Source organism: uncultured Pseudoflavonifractor sp. (assembly GCF_944387275.1).
Classification (GTDB): domain Bacteria; phylum Bacillota; class Clostridia; order Oscillospirales; family Oscillospiraceae; genus Pseudoflavonifractor; species Pseudoflavonifractor intestinihominis.
In genome coordinates, this window is the sequence record NZ_CALXEG010000031.1 from 1 (window position 1) to 17,591 (window position 17,591).

General features: G+C 64.0%; 16 protein-coding genes. 10 read left to right on the forward strand and 6 right to left on the reverse strand.

Features of this window, described 5'->3' with window-relative positions; genetic code table 11:
• The first annotated feature begins 381 nt into the window (after positions 1 to 381).
• The 6 genes from Q0K23_RS08805 to abc-f all read left to right on the forward strand — a co-directional run bounded on the left by Q0K23_RS08805 (position 382) and on the right by abc-f (position 5,653).
• Positions 382 to 993: a TlpA disulfide reductase family protein gene (locus tag Q0K23_RS08805; RefSeq protein ID WP_294520895.1), complete on the forward strand. Its 612-nt coding sequence runs from the start codon at positions 382 to 384 to the stop codon at positions 991 to 993.
• Positions 990 to 1,136, forward strand: coding sequence for a CD1871A family CXXC motif-containing protein (locus Q0K23_RS08810; RefSeq protein ID WP_294520899.1), 147 nt, complete (start codon positions 990 to 992; stop codon positions 1,134 to 1,136). The genes Q0K23_RS08805 and Q0K23_RS08810 overlap by 4 nt, the downstream gene beginning before the upstream one ends.
• Complete coding sequence (locus Q0K23_RS08815; RefSeq protein ID WP_294520902.1) at positions 1,129 to 2,013, forward strand: 4Fe-4S binding protein; 885 nt, start codon at positions 1,129 to 1,131, stop codon at positions 2,011 to 2,013. Before Q0K23_RS08810 ends, Q0K23_RS08815 begins: the two co-directional genes overlap by 8 nt.
• A gap of 182 nt (positions 2,014 to 2,195) precedes the next feature.
• Entirely contained in the window at positions 2,196 to 2,756 is a 561-nt protein-coding gene (locus Q0K23_RS08820) for a DUF4364 family protein (protein ID WP_294520905.1), read from the forward strand.
• Positions 2,757 to 2,758: 2 nt separating this feature from the next.
• Positions 2,759 to 3,874, forward strand: a complete 1,116-nt coding sequence (locus Q0K23_RS08825) for a hypothetical protein (RefSeq protein ID WP_294520908.1) — start codon at positions 2,759 to 2,761, stop codon at positions 3,872 to 3,874.
• Between the two features lie 303 nt (positions 3,875 to 4,177).
• A complete protein-coding gene (gene abc-f, locus Q0K23_RS08830) occupies positions 4,178 to 5,653 on the forward strand; it encodes a ribosomal protection-like ABC-F family protein (RefSeq protein WP_294520909.1) in 1,476 nt (491 codons plus the stop codon).
• A 59-nt stretch (positions 5,654 to 5,712) separates the two neighbouring features.
• On the opposite strand, the gene Q0K23_RS08835 is transcribed toward abc-f, so the two are convergent.
• The 3 genes from Q0K23_RS08835 to alr form a co-directional block, all read right to left on the reverse strand.
• The gene (locus tag Q0K23_RS08835) at positions 5,713 to 6,258 is read right to left on the reverse strand and encodes a hypothetical protein (protein ID WP_294520912.1); all 546 of its coding nucleotides are present in this window, start codon (positions 6,256 to 6,258) and stop codon (positions 5,713 to 5,715) included.
• A gap of 97 nt (positions 6,259 to 6,355) precedes the next feature.
• Positions 6,356 to 6,721: a type II toxin-antitoxin system PemK/MazF family toxin gene (locus Q0K23_RS08840; RefSeq protein ID WP_294520915.1), complete on the reverse strand. Its 366-nt coding sequence runs from the start codon at positions 6,719 to 6,721 to the stop codon at positions 6,356 to 6,358.
• A gap of 457 nt (positions 6,722 to 7,178) precedes the next feature.
• The gene (gene alr / locus Q0K23_RS08845) at positions 7,179 to 8,321 is read right to left on the reverse strand and encodes an alanine racemase (RefSeq protein WP_294520918.1); all 1,143 of its coding nucleotides are present in this window, start codon (positions 8,319 to 8,321) and stop codon (positions 7,179 to 7,181) included.
• A 246-nt stretch (positions 8,322 to 8,567) separates the two neighbouring features.
• On the opposite strand from alr, the gene Q0K23_RS08850 reads away from it, so the two are divergent.
• Positions 8,568 to 9,701, forward strand: coding sequence for a hypothetical protein (locus tag Q0K23_RS08850; protein WP_294520921.1), 1,134 nt, complete (start codon positions 8,568 to 8,570; stop codon positions 9,699 to 9,701).
• A 236-nt stretch (positions 9,702 to 9,937) separates the two neighbouring features.
• Positions 9,938 to 10,348 carry a hypothetical protein gene (locus tag Q0K23_RS08855; protein WP_294520924.1) on the forward strand — a complete coding sequence of 137 codons (411 nt, stop codon included), beginning with the start codon at positions 9,938 to 9,940 and terminating at the stop codon, positions 10,346 to 10,348.
• 75 nt (positions 10,349 to 10,423) lie between these two features.
• Here the strand turns inward: Q0K23_RS08855 and Q0K23_RS08860 are convergent, their stop codons facing one another.
• The 3 genes from Q0K23_RS08860 to Q0K23_RS08870 form a co-directional block, all read right to left on the reverse strand.
• On the reverse strand, positions 10,424 to 11,146 hold the full coding sequence (locus Q0K23_RS08860; protein ID WP_294520927.1) for a copper amine oxidase N-terminal domain-containing protein: 723 nt from the start codon (positions 11,144 to 11,146) through the stop codon (positions 10,424 to 10,426).
• Between the two features lie 107 nt (positions 11,147 to 11,253).
• Positions 11,254 to 11,859: a hypothetical protein gene (locus Q0K23_RS08865; RefSeq protein ID WP_294520929.1), complete on the reverse strand. Its 606-nt coding sequence runs from the start codon at positions 11,857 to 11,859 to the stop codon at positions 11,254 to 11,256.
• Between the two features lie 21 nt (positions 11,860 to 11,880).
• Positions 11,881 to 13,410 (reverse strand): NAD(P)H-hydrate dehydratase, encoded by a 1,530-nt coding sequence (locus Q0K23_RS08870; protein ID WP_294520932.1) that lies wholly within the window; start codon positions 13,408 to 13,410, stop codon positions 11,881 to 11,883.
• 654 nt (positions 13,411 to 14,064) lie between these two features.
• Here Q0K23_RS08870 and pheS point away from each other — a divergent pair.
• Together pheS and pheT are read left to right on the forward strand one after the other, a co-directional pair.
• Positions 14,065 to 15,090 carry a phenylalanine--tRNA ligase subunit alpha gene (pheS, locus tag Q0K23_RS08875; RefSeq protein ID WP_294520935.1) on the forward strand — a complete coding sequence of 342 codons (1,026 nt, stop codon included), beginning with the start codon at positions 14,065 to 14,067 and terminating at the stop codon, positions 15,088 to 15,090.
• 66 nt (positions 15,091 to 15,156) lie between these two features.
• Positions 15,157 to 17,559: a phenylalanine--tRNA ligase subunit beta gene (pheT, locus tag Q0K23_RS08880; protein ID WP_294520938.1), complete on the forward strand. Its 2,403-nt coding sequence runs from the start codon at positions 15,157 to 15,159 to the stop codon at positions 17,557 to 17,559.
• Positions 17,560 to 17,591 lie beyond the last annotated feature (32 nt).

Genomic DNA, 17,591 nt, shown 5'->3' on the forward strand with positions numbered 1-17,591 from the left:
TTCGGCAGTTTGGACTTCCAAAGTGGAAACATGATTTCGAGTCAGCCCCGTTATGACCACTTCGATACCGCTGCATAGATTGCCGCTCTGCCGGGACACATATCTCCCCGACTAGCGAGAACTTTTTATACGATACCTCATTTTTAATTTTTTGTCAATGGCCCATGGAAAATCTTCTGGTATTTTACGCCCCCTCCGCTGCTGTCAGCCATATCCAGCGGCTGGGACTTTTCTCTCATTTTATAAATTAAATCTGTTTTTACCCTCTTCACACGCCGAAACTTGTCGGCGCTCCCGCTTTTTCTTGACAGCACCCTATCACACCTCTTATAATGACCCCATCCATCGACCCGCGCCACTTCTCATCTTATGGAGGTTGTTATGAAACGCAAATTCGCTGCCATGCTGGCTGCCGCACTGGGCCTGACCTTGCTTCTGTCCGCCTGTGCCCAGCCGGACAGCGCCCCTTCGCTCACCCCTTCCCCCTCGGCTGACGCCGCCCAGCCCTCTGCCAGCGCCGGTGCCCAGTCCTCCGGCGGCATTCTCTCTTCCTTCTCCGCCCAGGATCTGGACGGCAACGCCGTGGACCAGAGCATCCTGGAGGGCCACACCCTTACCATGGTCAACGTGTGGGCCACCTTCTGCACCCCCTGTATCAACGAGATGCCCGAGCTGGGCGAGCTGGCGGCCGAGTACGCCGACAAGGGCGTCCAGATCGTGGGCCTCATCTCCGACGTGCTGGACAGCGACGGCTCGGTCAGTGAAACCCAGCTGGAAACCGCCAAGGAGATCGTCTCCTCCACCGGCGCCGACTATACCCACATTGTCCCCTCCTCCGACCTGTACGGTCTCCTCTACCAGATCAGTTCCGTACCCACCACCTTCTTTGTGGACGAGACCGGCGCCCAGGTCGGGACCGCCTATCTGGGCGCCCGGGACAAGGACAGCTGGGCGGCCATTCTGGACGAGATGCTGGCGGAGGTGGGCGCATGAGCTTTCTGAAACAGAACCGGGCCGCGCTGCTCCTTCTTCTGGCCGGAGCTGCGTGCGTCGCCATTGGCGTGTGGCGGGGCGAGGCGGAGACCGTGTTCCGCAAGGCGGTCAACATCTGCATGGAGTGTATCGGCCTTGGGTAAGCGGCTGTCCTTCTTCCGGCGGCATCTCCGCACCTGGGTCCAGATCTGCTTCGCCGCCCTGTCAAACGGCTACGCCGCCGGTTTCGCCAAGGGCACCATCTACAAGGGCAGCTCCAAGCTGCTCTGCGTCCCCGGCCTCAACTGCTACTCCTGCCCAGGCGCGCTGGGCTCCTGCCCCATCGGCTCCTTTCAGGCCGTCATCGCCAGCCGGAACTACCAGTTCACCTTCTACGTGACCGGCTTTCTCCTCTTCTTCGGCGCGCTGCTGGGCCGGTTCGTGTGCGGTTGGCTGTGCCCCTTCGGCCTGGTTCAGGACCTGCTGCACAAGATCCCCTTTGTCAAAAAGCTGCGCAAGCTGCCCGGCGACCGGTGGCTCCGCTTTCTGAAGTACGTCATCCTGGTGGGCTTTGTGATTGTCCTCCCCCTCACCGTGCTGGACATTGTGGGCCAGGGCCAGCCCTGGTTCTGCAAGTACATCTGCCCCTCGGGCACCCTCTTCGCCGGAATCCCCCTGGTGGCCTCCAACCCCGCCCTCCAGTCCGCCCTGGGCTGGCTGTTTAACTGGAAAGTGGCCGTCCTGGTGGTGCTGCTGCTGCTCTCCGTGGTGGTGTACCGCCCCTTCTGCCGCTATCTCTGCCCCCTGGGCGCCATCTACGGCCTCTTCAATCCGGTGGCCCTGTACCGCTTCCGGATCGACGCCCAGAAGTGCACCCATTGCGGCGTCTGCCAGAGGGCCTGCCCCATGGACATCCCGGTTCACTCTGCGCCCAACAGCCCGGAGTGCATCCGCTGCGGCAAGTGCAAGGCCGCCTGCCCCCACGGCGCCATCTGCTCCACCCTCCAGCGCGCCCACCGGGCCGGCGGCGAAACGGCCTGATCCTCCATCTCAGCAGGGGCCTGCTGCCCATACCGGACGCCGGGGGCAGCGGGCCTCTTTTTCCTGCCCACCGCCCCCTTCCCGGCGGCCGGGGATTTTTTCTCTTGTCCTGTCCGCTTTTTCAGGGTATAATATTAAGGTATACCGTGCCATCCGTTCAGTCTGCAAAGGGAGTGAGTGCCATGGCCCGATATGGGTTTATTCACGACAAACTGGAGATCAAATTTCTGGTGCTCTATATCATGTCCCGGGCCGCCGCTCCTCTGGACTTCTCAACCCTGACAGACCTGACCCTCATCGACGAGGGCGTGGACTACTTCGACTTTGCCGAGGCCGTGGCGGAGCTGGTGGAGAGCGGCCACCTGGAGCTGAATGAGGACGGCCGCTATGTGATCACCGAAAAGGGCAAGAAAAACGGCATGGTCTGCGAGAGCAGCCTGCCCTACTCGGTGAAAAGCAAGTGCTCCCGCAGGCTGGTGGAGCTCAACGCCGAGCTGCGGCGGGACGCCCAGGTCAGGGCCCAGATCCTCCCCAGGGAGGAGGACGGCACCTGCACCCTCCGCCTCTCCCTGGACGACGGCGCGGGCAACCTGCTGACCGTGGAGCTGCTCTCCCCCTCCGAGGAACAGGCCGAGCGGCTGGCCGAGGGCTTCCGCTCCCGCCCGGAACAGGTCTATAACGGAATTCTGGACGTGCTGCTCAAAGAGGCGGACGCGGCCGAGGCCAAGGAAAAGGATTCATAGCCATGTCAGAACCTACGGTGTCCGGCTTCCCCATCTCCCTGCTCTTCCTCTACTTTATCATCTACGCCTTCCTGGGCTGGATCCTGGAGACCGTCTACTGCTCCGTCCGGGAGCGGCGGTTCGTGGCCCGGGGGTTCCTCTACGGCCCCATCTGCCCCATCTACGGGGTTGGGGTCCTGATGATGCTGTGCTGGTTCGCCCCCTTCACCGGCCAGCCCCTCCTCTTCTACATGGTGGCCACGGTGTGTATGTCCGCTTGGGAGTACCTGGTGGGCTGGCTGCTGGAGACCACCACCCACATCAAATACTGGGACTACAGCACCCGAAAATTCAACCTGCACGGCCGTATCTGTCTCTCCATCTCCCTGACCTGGGGCGTGCTGGCCTACCTGGTGATCTTCTGGATCCACCCTGTGGTGGCCGGGCTGGTGGAGCGGCTGTCCGCCTTTACCGTCCACGTGGCCGCCGGTGTTCTGCTGGCGCTCCTGCTGGCCGACGCCGCCGCCACCATCCGGGAGCTGGCCCTGCTTACCGCCATGCTGCGGAAGCTGACCCGCATGGGCGAGGAGCTGCAGGTCCAGCTGGCCCTGAGCCGGGCAGAGCTGTCCGACCGGCTGGATGAGGCCAGAGAGGTCCTCAGCGACAGGCTGGACGATGCAAAAGAATCTATCTCCGACAGGCTGGACAGCGCAAAAGAATCTATCTCCGACAGGCTGGACGGCGCAAAAGAATCTATCTCCGGCAGGCTGGACGACGCAAAAGAATCTATCTCCGACAGGCTGGACGACGCAAAAGAATCTATCTCCGACAGGCTGGACGTGGCAAAGGAGTCCATCAGCGGCCGCCTGGACGGCGCCCGGGAGAGCCTGTCCGAGCGCATTGACTCCGCCCTGGACGGCAGAGAGGCCGATCTGGCCGCGCTGCGCAGGCGGTACGGCGAGCTGCTGCGCAAGGCGGAGCGCCAGACCCGCCACCTGCGCTATGTCTACCGGGGTATGTCCTCCTCCACGCTGTCCACAGCCCTCTCCCAGCTCTCCGAGGCCAGCCGCCGGGCCATGGCGGAGCGCTCCCGCCGCCGGGATCAGCGCCGGGCCCAAAAGCGCCGGGACAAGGCGTGAAGCCGGAACGCCTCCCGTCTCCCCCCTCAAATACTGCCCCGCGGATGGTCCTGGTTGACAATCCGCGGGGCTTTCGCTATACTGTATCTATCTTGATTACGATTGGAGTTGGGAAGATGCGCAAGTAACCTTCTGTTTTTCCGGAATACACAGGCCGGGCAGGCGTGACCTGCTCTGTTTTGTTGTGGCCCGGGCAGGAGGAAATCTTGTTGTATCTTCCCTGTTTTCCTACCGTCACCGCACTGGTATGGACGCAGGGGTTTTCTCCTGCGCCCATTTTTTATTTTCTGTGAGGTGACGTATATGTCTCTGATCCAGATCACCGATCTGACCTTCGCCTATGACGGCAGCTGGGACAACGTGTTTGACCACGCCTCCCTCCAGCTGGACACCAGCTGGAGGCTGGGGCTGGTGGGGCGCAACGGCCGCGGTAAGACCACCCTGCTCCGATTGCTGATGGGCGAATATGAATACGCCGGCACCATCTCCGCCTCTGTGGCCTTTGACTACTTCCCCTTCCCCGTGTCCCGCCCCGAGCGGGATGCCATGGAGGTGGTGGAATCCCTGCTGCCCGAGACGGAGAGCTGGGAGATCTACCGGGAGCTCTCCGCACTGGAGGTGGACCCAGAGGTCCTCTTCCGCCCCTTCTTCTCCCTGTCCAACGGGGAGCAGACCAAGCTGCTGCTGGCTGTCCTCTTCCTCCGCCCCAACCGGTTCCTCCTGCTGGACGAGCCCACCAACCACCTGGACCTGGAGGGCAGACAGGTAGTGAGCCGCTACCTGAGCCGGAAGCAGGGCTTTATCCTGGTCTCCCACGACCGGGCCTTCCTGGACGGCTGCGTGGACCACATTCTGTCCATCAACAAGCAGAATTTTGACCTCCAGCAGGGGAATTTCTCCTCCTGGTGGGAGAACAAGCAGCGCCGTGACCAGTGGGAGCGTGCGGAAAACGAGAGGCTCCGCCGGGACATCGCCCGTCTGGACGCCGCAGCCCGCCGCACCGCCGCCTGGTCGGACAAGGCGGAGGCTGCTAAATTCGGCACCGGATGCGGTGACCGGGGGTTCGTGGGCCACCGGGCCGCCAAGGTGATGAAGCGGGCCAAGGCGGCAGAGAACCGCCGCAGAGAGGCCGCCGAGGAGAAGAGCGCCCTGCTGAAAAACATCGAGCAGGCCCCGCCGCTGAAGCTCCACCCCCTCTCCCACCCCAAGCAGCGCCTGGTGGAGGCGGACCGGCTGGCCGCCGACTACGGCCAGGGGCCGGTGTGCGTCCCGGTGTCCTTCTCCCTCATGCAGGGGGACCGGCTGGCCCTGACCGGCCGCAACGGCACGGGCAAGTCCAGCCTGCTCAAGCTGGTGTGCGGGCAGGAGATCCCCCACACCGGGACGCTGGCCCTGGCCTCCGGGCTGGTGGTGTCGGTGGCCCCCCAGGACCCGTCCTTCCTCCGGGGCGACCTGACCTGCTTCGCTGCGGACAGCGGCATCGACGAGACGCTGTTCAAGACCATCCTGCGGAAGCTGGACTTCTCCCGGGCCCAGTTTGAAAAGGACATGGCCGGCTACAGCGCCGGGCAGAAGAAAAAGGTGCTGCTGGCCCGCAGCCTGTGCCAGAGCGCCCACCTCTATGTCTGGGACGAGCCCCTCAATTATATTGACCTGTTCTCCCGGATACAGCTGGAGCAGCTCATTCTGGAATATCAGCCCACCATGCTGCTGGTGGAGCACGACCGCAGCTTCCTGGATGCCGTGGCCACCAGAACCATATATCTGGAACGGCCGTAAAACACAGCGGAGCGGATGCCTGACCGGCATCCGCTCCGCTTTCACGTCATGTTTTCTTTTCAGCCGATGGTATAGCTCCCCCGGACCAGCACTTTTACCGCGTTCTGGGCGGTGAAGCCCCGGCCCTCAATGGTGGCCATGTACAGGTGGTTCTTCACCAGGGCCTGACCGTTCTCCAGGGTGCCGCCGTCGGTCATGTCGATAAAGCCGGGGGCCGTGTCGGTGAAGCACACCGCGCTGCCCACCCGGAGCATGATCTCACAGCCGATGCCCGCCGTCAGCTTCTGCCCGGCGGCCACGTCCACCACCGCAAAGGACGCCGACTGCCCGCTGCCCCCGCCGGCCTGGGCCAGCTTGTCCTCCACGGCCTTGGTGTAGTCCTGAACGGCCTGGTCCAGCTCCTTCTTCAGGGCGGCCTCCCGCTCGGTCAGCTTAGTGTCCACCTGGGTCATGATCTCAGGGGTGGCCTTCTGGGTCAGATAGCTCAGGGTCACCAGAGGGTCGGACTGGGTGCCCTGCTGCCCGGCGGCAAAGGCCACCCCCAGCAGCGTCACGGTCACCAGACCGCCGGCCATCACTTTGGTGAGAAAGGTGTGCTTCTTCATGGGGTCCTCCTATGTATCATAGTCTCTGCCGCGCGGGCCGTAACGGCTTGTTGGGCCGTCTCCGGCCCGCGCGCTTTCTCTCTCCGGCCCGCCGTACTCAGACCAGCTGCTGGGGATGTAGCCCAAAGCTCACGGCAATGGCGTTGTCCACCCGCTGCATCTGTTCCTCGTCCAGCCTGCCCATGTGCTCTCTCAGCCGCTTCTTATCCAGGGTGCGGATCTGCTCCAGCAGCACCACGGAATCCTTGGGAAGCCCGTAGCTTCTGGCTGAGATATTGATGTGGGTGGGGAGCCGGGCCTTTCCCGTCTGGGAGGTGATGGCCGCGGCGATCACGGTGGGACTGTGCCGGTTCCCGGTGTCGTTCTGCACGATCAGGACCGGACGGACGCCCCCCTGCTCACTGCCCACCACGGGACTCAGGTCGGCATAGAAAATATCTCCTCGTTTTACGCTGTTATCCACAAAAGCTCACACTCCGCGGTCTGATAGTCACCGGCGTCACAGCCCTCTCAGGACCCGACACTCAGCACTATGATTCTCCCACGGGGCGGCGGGATTTATACACGGGCGGCGAAAAAAGCGCGTTTTCCGCACCCCTCCCCCGTCCGTCCGGACGGTTCTCCCCTGCTTCAGTATATGCAAGAAGCTTGCAGGCGTGCGAAGCAGCCCGGATGGACCGGAGCGCAAGGGCGCGAAACCGAAGCGCCGCCTTGGGGCGCTGTTTCAAGCCCGCGCCGGAGGGAAGCCGGGCGCCGCGACGCCGCCGGAGCGTGACAAGAAGCGCGCAGGCGTAGGGCGCAGCCCGGATGGACCGGAGCACAAGGGCGCGATGGGGAGCTCACCAGGACGCCCGGAGACCTCCCCCTCATCCGGCCCTATGGGCCACCTTCCCCCAAGGGGGAAGGCTTTGACGGTGCCCTTACCCCAGATACACCCGGGGAACCCGCTCGGAGACGGCGCAGAGCAGCTCATACTGCACCGTCCCCGCCCGCTCTGCCGCGGCCTCCACTGTGACGGTCTCGCCGCCGTCGCTGCCGTAGACCGTGGCCACGTCGCCGGGCCGGACGCCGGGGATGTCGGTCACGTCCACCATGCACATGTCCATGCACACCCGGCCCACCACTGGAGCCCGCTTTCCACGGATCAGCATCTCCAGCCCGTTGGAGCACAGGCGGGGCAGGCCGTCGGCATAGCCGATGGGCACCACTGCCAGCAGGCTGTCCCGCTGGAGGGTGCAGGTGCGGCCGTAGCTGACGCAGGTGCCGGCAGGCAGGGCCCGGACCGCCGCGATGCGGCTCTTCAGCTCCATCACCGGACGCAGGCCGGGGCCGTCCAGCCCCTCGCATTCGGGGGCGGGATAGTGGCCGTAGAGGGCGATGCCCGGCCGGACCATGTCCAGATAGGTGCAGGGGAAACGGAGCACAGCGCCGCTGTTGGCACAGTGGCGAATGGGGAAGGTGATCCCCCGCTCCGCCAGCCGGTCCAGCACCGTCAGGAAGCGGCCGAACTGGAGCATGGTGTACTCCTCGCTGCCGTCAGAGTCGGAGAAGTGGGTGAAAATCCCCTCCGCATCCAGTCCGGGCAGACGGCTGGCCTGGGCCAGCGCCTCCACCGACGCGTCCATGTGGGCCTCGTCGCAGAGAAAGCCCAGCCGGGACATGCCGGTGTCCACCTTCATGTGGACCTTCATGGTCTTCCCCGCCGCCACCGCCGCCGCCGAGAGAGCCTGCGCCGTCTCCAGGTCGGGCACGTTCTGGGTCAGGTCCAGCCGCAGCAGGTCGGCCGCGCACTCGTTGGGCGTGTCGCCCAGCACCAGGATGGGCATCCGAATGCCCGCCTCCCGCAGCTCGGCCGCCTCGTCCACGCAGGCCACCGCCAGGTACTCCGCCCCCAGCGCCTCCAGCCGCCGGGCCACAGGCACCGCGCCGTTGCCGTAGGCATTGGCCTTCACCACGCCCAGGAATCGGCACCCCTGGGGCAGCAGGGCCCGCAGGGCCCGGTAATTATGTTCCAGATTGGCCAGGGATATCTCCCGCCAGGTTCTTGTCTGTAAACGTTCCATATGTCAACCTTCTTTATTGATGTGCCCATAGTCTTTTGTATTATAGCACCATTCCACGTCAAATGGAAGGCAAAACTGAATCCATTCCCATGCTCCGCCCCGTTTTCAGCAAACCGCCCCGTTCCGCCTCCCCATTCTTTTTCAGATCCCTGGGGGCTGCGTGTTGATAATGCTCGAAATATACAGTATACTCAGGATGTCAGCGCCTGCTGTGCCGTGTACTCAATCCGTCAGGCTCAAACCCCTTTGGACAAAACCGCACGCTTCTTCCCCTGTCCGCGCAGCGCCATACCATCTTTTTTTGAGGGAGTGCACCCGATGAAACAGTATTCTTTTTCGTACCAGACGCCTATGAAATGGCACAAGTTTCTCACCTACTTCTGTCTCCCGCTCAGCTTCTTAAGTACCCTGGTGATGCTGCCGTCCATCATGAAAAACGCTGACCTGCTGAAATTCACCGAATATCATCTGCTGGGCGAAGTGGAGACGGTCATCTATGTCGCCTATCTGTTCATCAGCGCCAGAGCCTTCATCGGCCTGCTCAAACGGCGCTGGTTCGGCCCGTGCCTTCTTTTTGCCGCCTATGCCACAACGGGTATTTACGGCATCTTCCTGCTCCTTGTGGGCAATCTCTGGATCGGCAATGCGCTGCTCCTGTCCAGGGGCTTCTCCCAGGCCATCGTGTCCTTTGTTTTTCTGGCGCTCAATGTGCTCTATTACAACAACCGGCGCATGCTCTTTTCCGGCGGCAATGCCGCCCCGGAAACAGCGCCCCCTGCCTCCCCCGCCTCTGCTGCCGTTCAAACCCCTCCCCCGCCTTCCGCCGCCCCCGCCCAGGCGCCTGTCAGCGCGCCCTCCTTTTACCTGCCGAGAGAAGTCCCGGCAGCTCCGCCCGCGGCCGAACCGGTCCCCTCGCCCGCTGATGTGAAAGACCGTCTGTCAGATGCGCCTTCCCACAACTCTGACACCGCTCTCGGACCCGTCCCAGCCCCGTCTCCCGCCCAGGAGGCGCCTGCGCCCCAGAGTCTCTCCGCACAGCGTCCGCGCCCAGGCCTGCGCAAGGGCGTGGTAGCTGCCGCCTGCTGCGTGCTGGTCGTCATGGCCGGCGCCCTGGGATTTCTGGCCTGGAACACCTACACGCTGACGCAGCGCCTGGAGGATGCGGCGCTGGAGCAGCAGGCGCTCTCCGCACAGATCGACTCCCTGGAGGCCGACCTCAGCTTCTATACCTCCAAGATCGGCTTCGTCGTGGAGGATTCCGACCACTACCACACCCGGGACTGCTATGTCTATAAACAGGCCGACAGCTTTTGGGCCTACAATATAGAATACTGCGCGTACCTGGGCTACACCCCCTGCCCCATCTGCTGGCCTCAATAGTCTGTCTTTTCCGGCGCTTCCTGCCGCCGCTGTCCCGCTGCCCGGCAGGAGAAGCTTCATGTCCTGCCTTTTGGCCTCATACGAGGCCATTAACGGAAATTTACCCGTTCTTTTAACTGTATTTAATATGGCGTTCATAATTTAGCAATGATAAATGAACCCTCTGCCGTTATAATATGGACAGTAAAAGAAATCCGAAACCAAACCGATATCTTTGTTTTGAGGAGGAATCAAATATGTTAGAAGATCTGGGCAAGGACCTGGCCAACATCGCCATGGCAGGCGTGGGCGCCATCGCCATCCTGACCGAGAAGGCCGTTGAGGTGGGCAAGGTGTGCGCCGAGAAGGGCGCCGAGACCCTGGAGAAGGGCAAGGCCGCCAGCGAGGAGCTGCGCCGCAAGGGCGAGCAGGTGGCGGCGGAGCGCCGCGAGAAGGCCCGCCAGGACTACCTGGAGAGCCTGGACGCCGCCGGCCGCGAGGAGCTGCGCCGCAAGCTGGCCGAGCTGGACGCCAAGGAGGCCGCCGAGAAGGCTGCTGCCGAGGCCGCTGCCGCTGAGGCTGCCGCTGCTGAAGCCGCCGAGCGCACCGTGGAGGACAATGTCATTGACTTCGGCGGTGAGCACAAGGACGACGGCCAGGGCGAGTAAGCCCCGCCGGACACAATCCCATATACAGCAAAAGGGGCCCGTTACACTTGGTAACGGGCCCCTTGGCATATTCCATCAGGAGAAGGCGATATTGTAGATGCCGTAGCCGGCCTGAGAGTGCAGATCGGACTTCACCACCAGCAGTTTCACATTGGCGGCCCGGTTCAGGGGCACGGTGATGGTCTGGGGCGCGCCGTCCCACTTGAGGTCATAGCTGGTGCTCAGTTCCCCATCCAGGTAGACCTCCAGCGTGGCGTTATCAGTACTTGTTCCGTCTACATGCCCCACGGTAAAGGTCATGGTGCTGTACTTCAGGTCTGTATTCCACAGCGCGTAGGACGCGTCGAAGGATATGCCGTTCCGGTCCTGGAGCATGACGCCCTCGGTGATGTCCTTTCCGGCCACCGTCATGTACTCTTTCAGATTGCTGCCGTCGTAAGTTTTGCTCCATTTGTTGATCTCATAGGGGGGCAGCAGCTTCATCCAGCTGTCGGCCTGGCCGGGGATCTCGCCCACATAGACTGTGGCGGTCTCGCCGTCCCAGGTGACCTCCTTGCCCAGGGCCTCGCCAATGGCGCGGACAGGCAGATAGGTGGTCCCCTCGCTGGCGAACGGCTCCACTACCTTGCCGTTGGCGTCGGTGGGGGTGATCTCCTTGCCGTCCACCACGATGCGGATGTTCATATAGTTGGCCTCGATCATCCTGGTCGTAACAGCACCGGCAGCGAACGCTGTCCCGCACAGAGACACGGCCGCGACAGCAACGGCGAGAATCTTTTTCTGCGTATTCTTTTTCATGACACGTCCTCCTTTTTTCTTTCCGGGTGCTTTACCCTTATCCCGCATGAATCATTATGGCCCTTTCCCTCCTGCTTGTCAATCCCGTGCAGCTCTTCCTGTTTTCCTCAGGCCATCTGAACATCGGAAAACACGCACTGGAGAACGGTAAAGCCGTCCACCGCCACCTCCCCCCGGAGAAGGGCGTGGCTGGCGGCGTCAAACCAGACTGTGGTCTCAGTGCCGGTCCCAGGCTGGGCATCGGGCGCCCGGTAGCACACCCGGAGGGTCTCCTGCTCCCCAAGCTGCTCCGTGCAGCACTCGGCGATGAACCCCTCCCGCACCTGGCCCAGCAGGGCGGGCACCGCGTCCACCGGCGAGACCCCCTCCTCCGACAGCGGCCCGGTCTCCAGCCGGACGCCGTCGTACTCCAGGGCCGTCTCCCCGTCCTGCACCCGCAGGGTCACGCCCGCCACCTCCTCGGGGGCGGTCAGGGTGAGGGTGGTGCCCTCCGTCTGGTCCCAGGCCAGAGCCATGCCGTAGGTATATACCCGCTCTCCGTAGTCCGCCGTGACCTCCAGCCCGGCGGACAGGGCCGTCATGCCGATGTACTCCGTGCGGATCTCCAGCGCCAGCTCCTCCGCCCCCCGGCCCGCTCCGCTGTCCCGGCCGCAGCCCGCCAGCAGCACAAGGGCCAGGATCATCATCTGTGCACCGATCTTCCTCCGGCGCACAAGCCTCTCCTCCCTGTCCGATTATTTCGTCAGCTCCCGCATCACCCGGGGCAGCATGCGGATGATGTCCGTGGGGGTCATGCTGTACTCACCCATGGCCTCGGCGCACAGGTCTCCCGCACGGCCGTGAATCCAAACCGCCAGCGGCGCCGCCTCACGGGGCGTGAAGCCCTGGCCCAGCAGGGACACCAGAATACCGGAGAGCACATCCCCGCTGCCCCCCTTGGCCATGCCAGGGTTGCCGGTGGTGTTGACATAGGCCGTGCCGTCAGGGAAAGCGGTGATGGTCCGGTGCCCCTTCAGCACCAGACAGCAGCTGTGAGCCACCGCAAAGTCTCGTGCCACAGCCAGCCGGTCCTCCCCCGGGAGGGCCCCCGTCAGCCGGGCAAACTCCCCGTCGTGAGGGGTGAGAATGGTGCAGGCCCCACGGTTATCCAGTACATCCATATGCCCCACCAGCGCATTTATGCCGTCGGCATCCAGCACCACAGGCAGGGTGGTCTCGGCCAGCACATGCCGCACCACCGCGTCCACCGCGTTGGACCGGCCCAGACCGGGGCCCAGCAGACACACCCACTTGCCGCCCAGCTTCTCCAGCAGTGGCTCGGTGGCCGCCAGCTCCAGCTTGCCGTCCTTGCCGGCAGGCAGCGGATGGGGCATGGCCTCGTCCAGCTTGGTGGCCGCCACAGACCAGATGGGGGCGGGCACGCCCACCGTCACCAGGCCCGCGCCGGTGCGCACCGCCGCCTGAGCCGCCATCACCGGCGCGCCCGACAGCCCCACGCTGCCGCCCAGGATGTACACCCGGCCGAAGTCTCCCTTGTGGGCGTCACGGGGCCGGACGGGCAGGGACACCCTGCTCCGGTCCACGCTGGTCACCGGGTAGGACTCCCGCTGGACCAGGTCGTCGGGGATGCCGATGTCCACCACCTCCAGCGCACCGCAGCACAGGCCGCCCTTGCCCACAAAGTGTCCGGCCTTAGGCAGTGTAAAGGTAACTGTCTTTGCAGCGTTTACCGCCGTGCCCAGCACCCGGCCCGTGTCCGCCTCCACGCCGCTGGCGATGTCCACCGACACCACCGGTACGCCGCAGGTGTTCATCATCTGCACCGCCGTCACAGCGTCGCCCCGCAGGTCGGTGTTCAGGCCGATGCCGAAGAGGGCGTCCACCATCACGTCGGCCTCCAGGCTCCAGGCCGCAAACTGGGGGTCAGAATCTGTAAAGTCTTCCAGCTTTCCACCGGATTGCTCCAGCCGACGCTCCATCTCCCGGCAGTCAGCGCTCATCTTCTCCCGCTTGCCCACCAGGACGCAGCGCACCTCCCAGCCCATCTCCAGCAGGAAGCGGGCAGCGGCCACGCCGTCGCCGCCGTTGTTGCCGGGGCCGCAGAACAGCACCGCACGGCCGTCGGTCTTGCCTCCGGCCAACTCACTGACCGCACGGGCCACCGCGCAGGCCGCCGCCTCCATCAGCTGTACCGAGGGTATCCCCCGCTCCTCTATGGCTGTCCGGTCCATCTCCCGCATCTGCGCCGCTGTGGCGATATTCATTGTGGATCACGCTCCTCTTTCTCTCTTTCCCGGCCCTCAGGCCCTATTCCTAATAATAGGCCTATATTATAGGTCACCCCGCACGTTCCGTCAATCGTCACGGCGCTACTTCGCACATTCGCCTCAAATGACCCAAATTCATCTTGCAATTTTTCCGCTATTGTGATATATTTGGCGGTAACGAAACGCGAGGAACAGGAAAATAGCGCGGAAACTTCGGAGCAGAGAATGGCGGTCACCGGCTGAAAGTCGCCTGCGGAGCACGCGCTTGGTTCGCCTGGGAGCGGCCGCGGGGAAAGACGCGGACGGTTTGCCATCCGTTACAGCGGCATCAAGTGCGTGCGCGTCTGCGCGCGAATGCGGGTGGTACCGCGGAAGGTTTGCCTTTCGTCCCAAGCAATTGGGAGGAAAGGCTTTTTGTTATGCAAAAGCACAACAAAAATGGCCCTGTGCCGCCTCCGGCGGCACGGCCATGGAATCAAAGCGCATGGGCCGGAACGGCCCATATGCGCATAAACTTCATGCGCCGCTGGCCTTTGCCTGTTTTCGTAGTGTGCTCTTGGCGCATGAAGTTTGTTGCGCAGACCACGGGCACCTGTCTTATAAAGTGAGGGCGGCCGGCTCGCCGGCCGTCCAGAAAAAGGAGTTGCAGCTATGAAGGAAAAACTGGAACAGATCCGCGCCGAGGCCCTGGCCGCCCTGGCCGGAGCCAAGGACGCCCAGGAGCTGGACGGCCTGCGGGTCAAGTACCTGGGCAAGAAGGGCGAGCTCACCGCCGTCCTGAAGATGATGGGCTCCCTGTCCGCCGAGGAGCGGCCCGTTATGGGCCAGCTGGCCAACGAGGTCCGCGAGGCCCTCACCGAGGCCCTCTCCCAGCGGCACAAGGCCATCGAGGAGGCCGCCCTCAACCAGCGGCTGGAGGCCGAGAAGCTGGACGTGACCATCCCCGGCAAGCGGCCTGAGCTGGGCCACAAGCACCCCATGTCCATCGCTCTGGACGAGCTGAAGGAGATCTTCATCGGCATGGGCTTCCAGGTGGCTGAGGGCCCCGAGATCGAACTGGCCGAGTACAACTTCACCAAGCTGAACACCGAGGAGGGCCACCCCGCCCGCGAGTGGGGCGACACCTTCTATATCAAGGAGGACTCCTCCCTCCTGCTGCGCACCCAGACCTCCCCCATGCAGGTCCGGGTCATGGAGAAGCAGAAGCCCCCCATCCGCATCATCGCCCCCGGCCGGGTGTACCGCAAGGACGAGGTGGACGCCACCCACTCCCCCATGTTCCATCAGGTGGAGGGCCTGGTGGTGGACAAGGGCATCACCATGGCCGACCTGAAGGGCACCCTCAACGCCTTTGTTGAGGCCCTCTACGGCAAGGGCACCAAGACCCGCTTCCGCCCCCACCACTTCCCCTTCACCGAGCCCTCCTGCGAGGTGGACGTCCAGTGCCACGCCTGCGGCGGCAAGGGCTGCCGGGTGTGCAAGGGCGAGGGCTGGATCGAGCTGCTGGGCGCCGGCATGGTCCACCCCAAGGTGCTGGAGGGCTGCGGCATCGACACCGATGTGTACTCCGGCTTCGCCTTCGGCATCGGCGTGGAGCGTATGGCCATGCGCCGCTTCTCCATCACCGACCTGCGGCTCATCTTTGAGAACGACATGCGCTTCCTCAGCCAGTTCTGAGCCTTACCTTTGAAATACACCGCGTCCCCCGGCTCCCCGGGCGGACGGAAAGGACGAGAATAGAGAATGGATCTTTCGAGAAAATGGCTGGCGGAGTTCGTGGACGTGCCCGTCGGCGACAAGGAATACTGCGACGCCATGACCCTCTCCGGCTCTAAGGTGGAGGGCGTGACCGTGGAGGGCCAGGAGATCAAGAACGTGGTGGTTGGCAAGGTGCTGTCCATGGAGCGCCACCCCAACTCCGACCACATGTGGATCTGCCAGGTGGACGCCGGCACCGGTGAGGCCGTCCAGATCGTCACCGGCGCTCAGAACGTGTCCGTGGGCGACCTGGTGCCCGTGGCCAAGGACGACTCCTGGCTGCCCGGCGGCGTGCACATCACCGCCGGCAAGCTGCGGGGCGAGGCCTCCAACGGCATGCTGTGCTCCTACAAGGAGCTGGGCATGACCGACCACGACTGGCCCCACAGCGTGGTGGACGGCATCTTCATCCTCCAGAGCGACCCCGACCTGGCCGCCAAGAACCCCCAGCCCGGCGACGACATCCCCACCCTGCTGGGCCTGAACGACCACATCGTGGAGTTCGAGATCACCCCCAACCGGCCCGACTGCCTGAGCGTCATCGGCCTGGCCCGTGAGACCGCCGCCACCTTCGACAAGCCCCTCACCCTCCACACCCCCGAGGTCAAGGGCACCGACGGCACCAGCATCGCCGAGCTGCTGGACGTGGAGATCGAGGACCCCACCCTGTGCCCCCGGTACACCGCCCGCATGGTGCGCAACGTGAAGATCGCCCCCTCCCCCCTGTGGATGCGGGAGCGGCTGCGTGCCTCCGGCGTGCGCCCCATCAACAACATCGTGGACATCACCAACTACGTCATGCTGGAGTACGGCCAGCCCATGCACGCCTTTGACTTCTCCTGCGTGGACGGCGGCAAGATCGTGGTCCGCACCGCACGTGAGGGCGAGGTCATCCAGACCCTGGACGGCAACGACCGCAAGCTGACCACCTCCATGCTGTGCATCTGCGACGAGCACAAGCCCGTGGGCGTGGCCGGCGTCATGGGCGGTGCCAACTCCGAGATCGTGGGCGACACCGCCATGGTGGTCTTTGAGTCCGCCAACTTCAACGGCGTGTCCATCCGCCGCACCGCCACCGCCCTGGGCATGCGCACCGACGCCTCCGCCCGGTACGAGAAGGGCCTGGACCCCATGAACACCTACAAGGGCGTCCAGCGGGCCTGCGAGCTGGTGGAGCTGCTGGGCTGCGGCGAGGTCATTGACGGCGTCATCGACGTCATCGCCGCCGACCAGAACCCCCGCACCGTCAAGCTGGAGCCTGAGAAGATCAACGGCCTGCTGGGCACCGATATCTCCGAGGAGGAGATGCGCGCCATGCTCAAGCGGCTGGACTTCACCCTGGACGGCGACAGCATCATCGTCCCCTCCTGGCGCAGCGACGTGGAGCACTACTCCGACATCGCCGAGGAGGTGGCCCGTCTCCACGGCTACGACAAGATTCCCGTCACCCTGATGAAGGGCGAGACCACCCAGGGCGGCTACACCGAGAAGCAGAAGGCCGAGCGCAAGCTGGGCACCCTGTGCCGCAGCTTCGGCTTCAGCGAGATTATCACCTACTCCTTCATCTCCCCCTCCTACTACGACAAAATCCGGCTGCCCGCCGACTCTCCCAAGCGCAAGTCCGTGACCATCCTCAACCCCCTGGGCGAGGACACCAGTGTCATGCGCACCACCGCCCTGCCCTCCATGCTGGAGACCCTGGCCCGCAACTTCAGCTACCGCAACAAGAGCGCCAAGCTGTACGAGCTGGCCACCGTCTACACCCCCGTGGAGGGCCAGGACCTGGCCGATGAGCAGCAGATGCTCTCCCTGGGCGCCTACGGCGACGGCATGGACTTCTTCACCTTCAAGGGCGCGGTGGAGGCCATTCTGGCGGCCATGAACGTGAAGAACGTGACCTTTGAGGCCCGCAGCGACATCGGCGCCTTCCACCCCGGCCGCTGCGCCGAGGTGAAGGCCAACGGCGTGATGCTGGGCGTATTCGGCCAGCTCCACCCCCTCACCGCTCAGAACTACGGCATGGACTGCGACGTGTTCGCCGCCCAGCTCCAGTTCAAGGATCTGATGGCCCAGCGGGCCCCCGAGGCCCGGTATGAGCCTCTCCCCCGCTTCCCCAGCGTGACCCGCGACATCGCCGTGGTGTGCGATACCGCCGTCACCGTGGCCCAGCTGGAGGACTGCATCTTCCGGGGCGCCAAGGGCCTGCTGAAGGAAGTGGAGCTCTTCGACATCTACACCGGCGCGCCCATCCCCGCCGGCAAGAAGAGCGTGGCCTTCAACCTGGTCCTCCGGGCCGACGACCGCTCCCTCACCGCCGCCGAGGCGGATGAAGATGTGAAGAGCGTACTGGCCCTCCTGGAGTCCGAGCTGGGTGCTGTCCTGCGCTGACTTCCTCGCCTCGGCGCTCCGCGCGTCAGCGC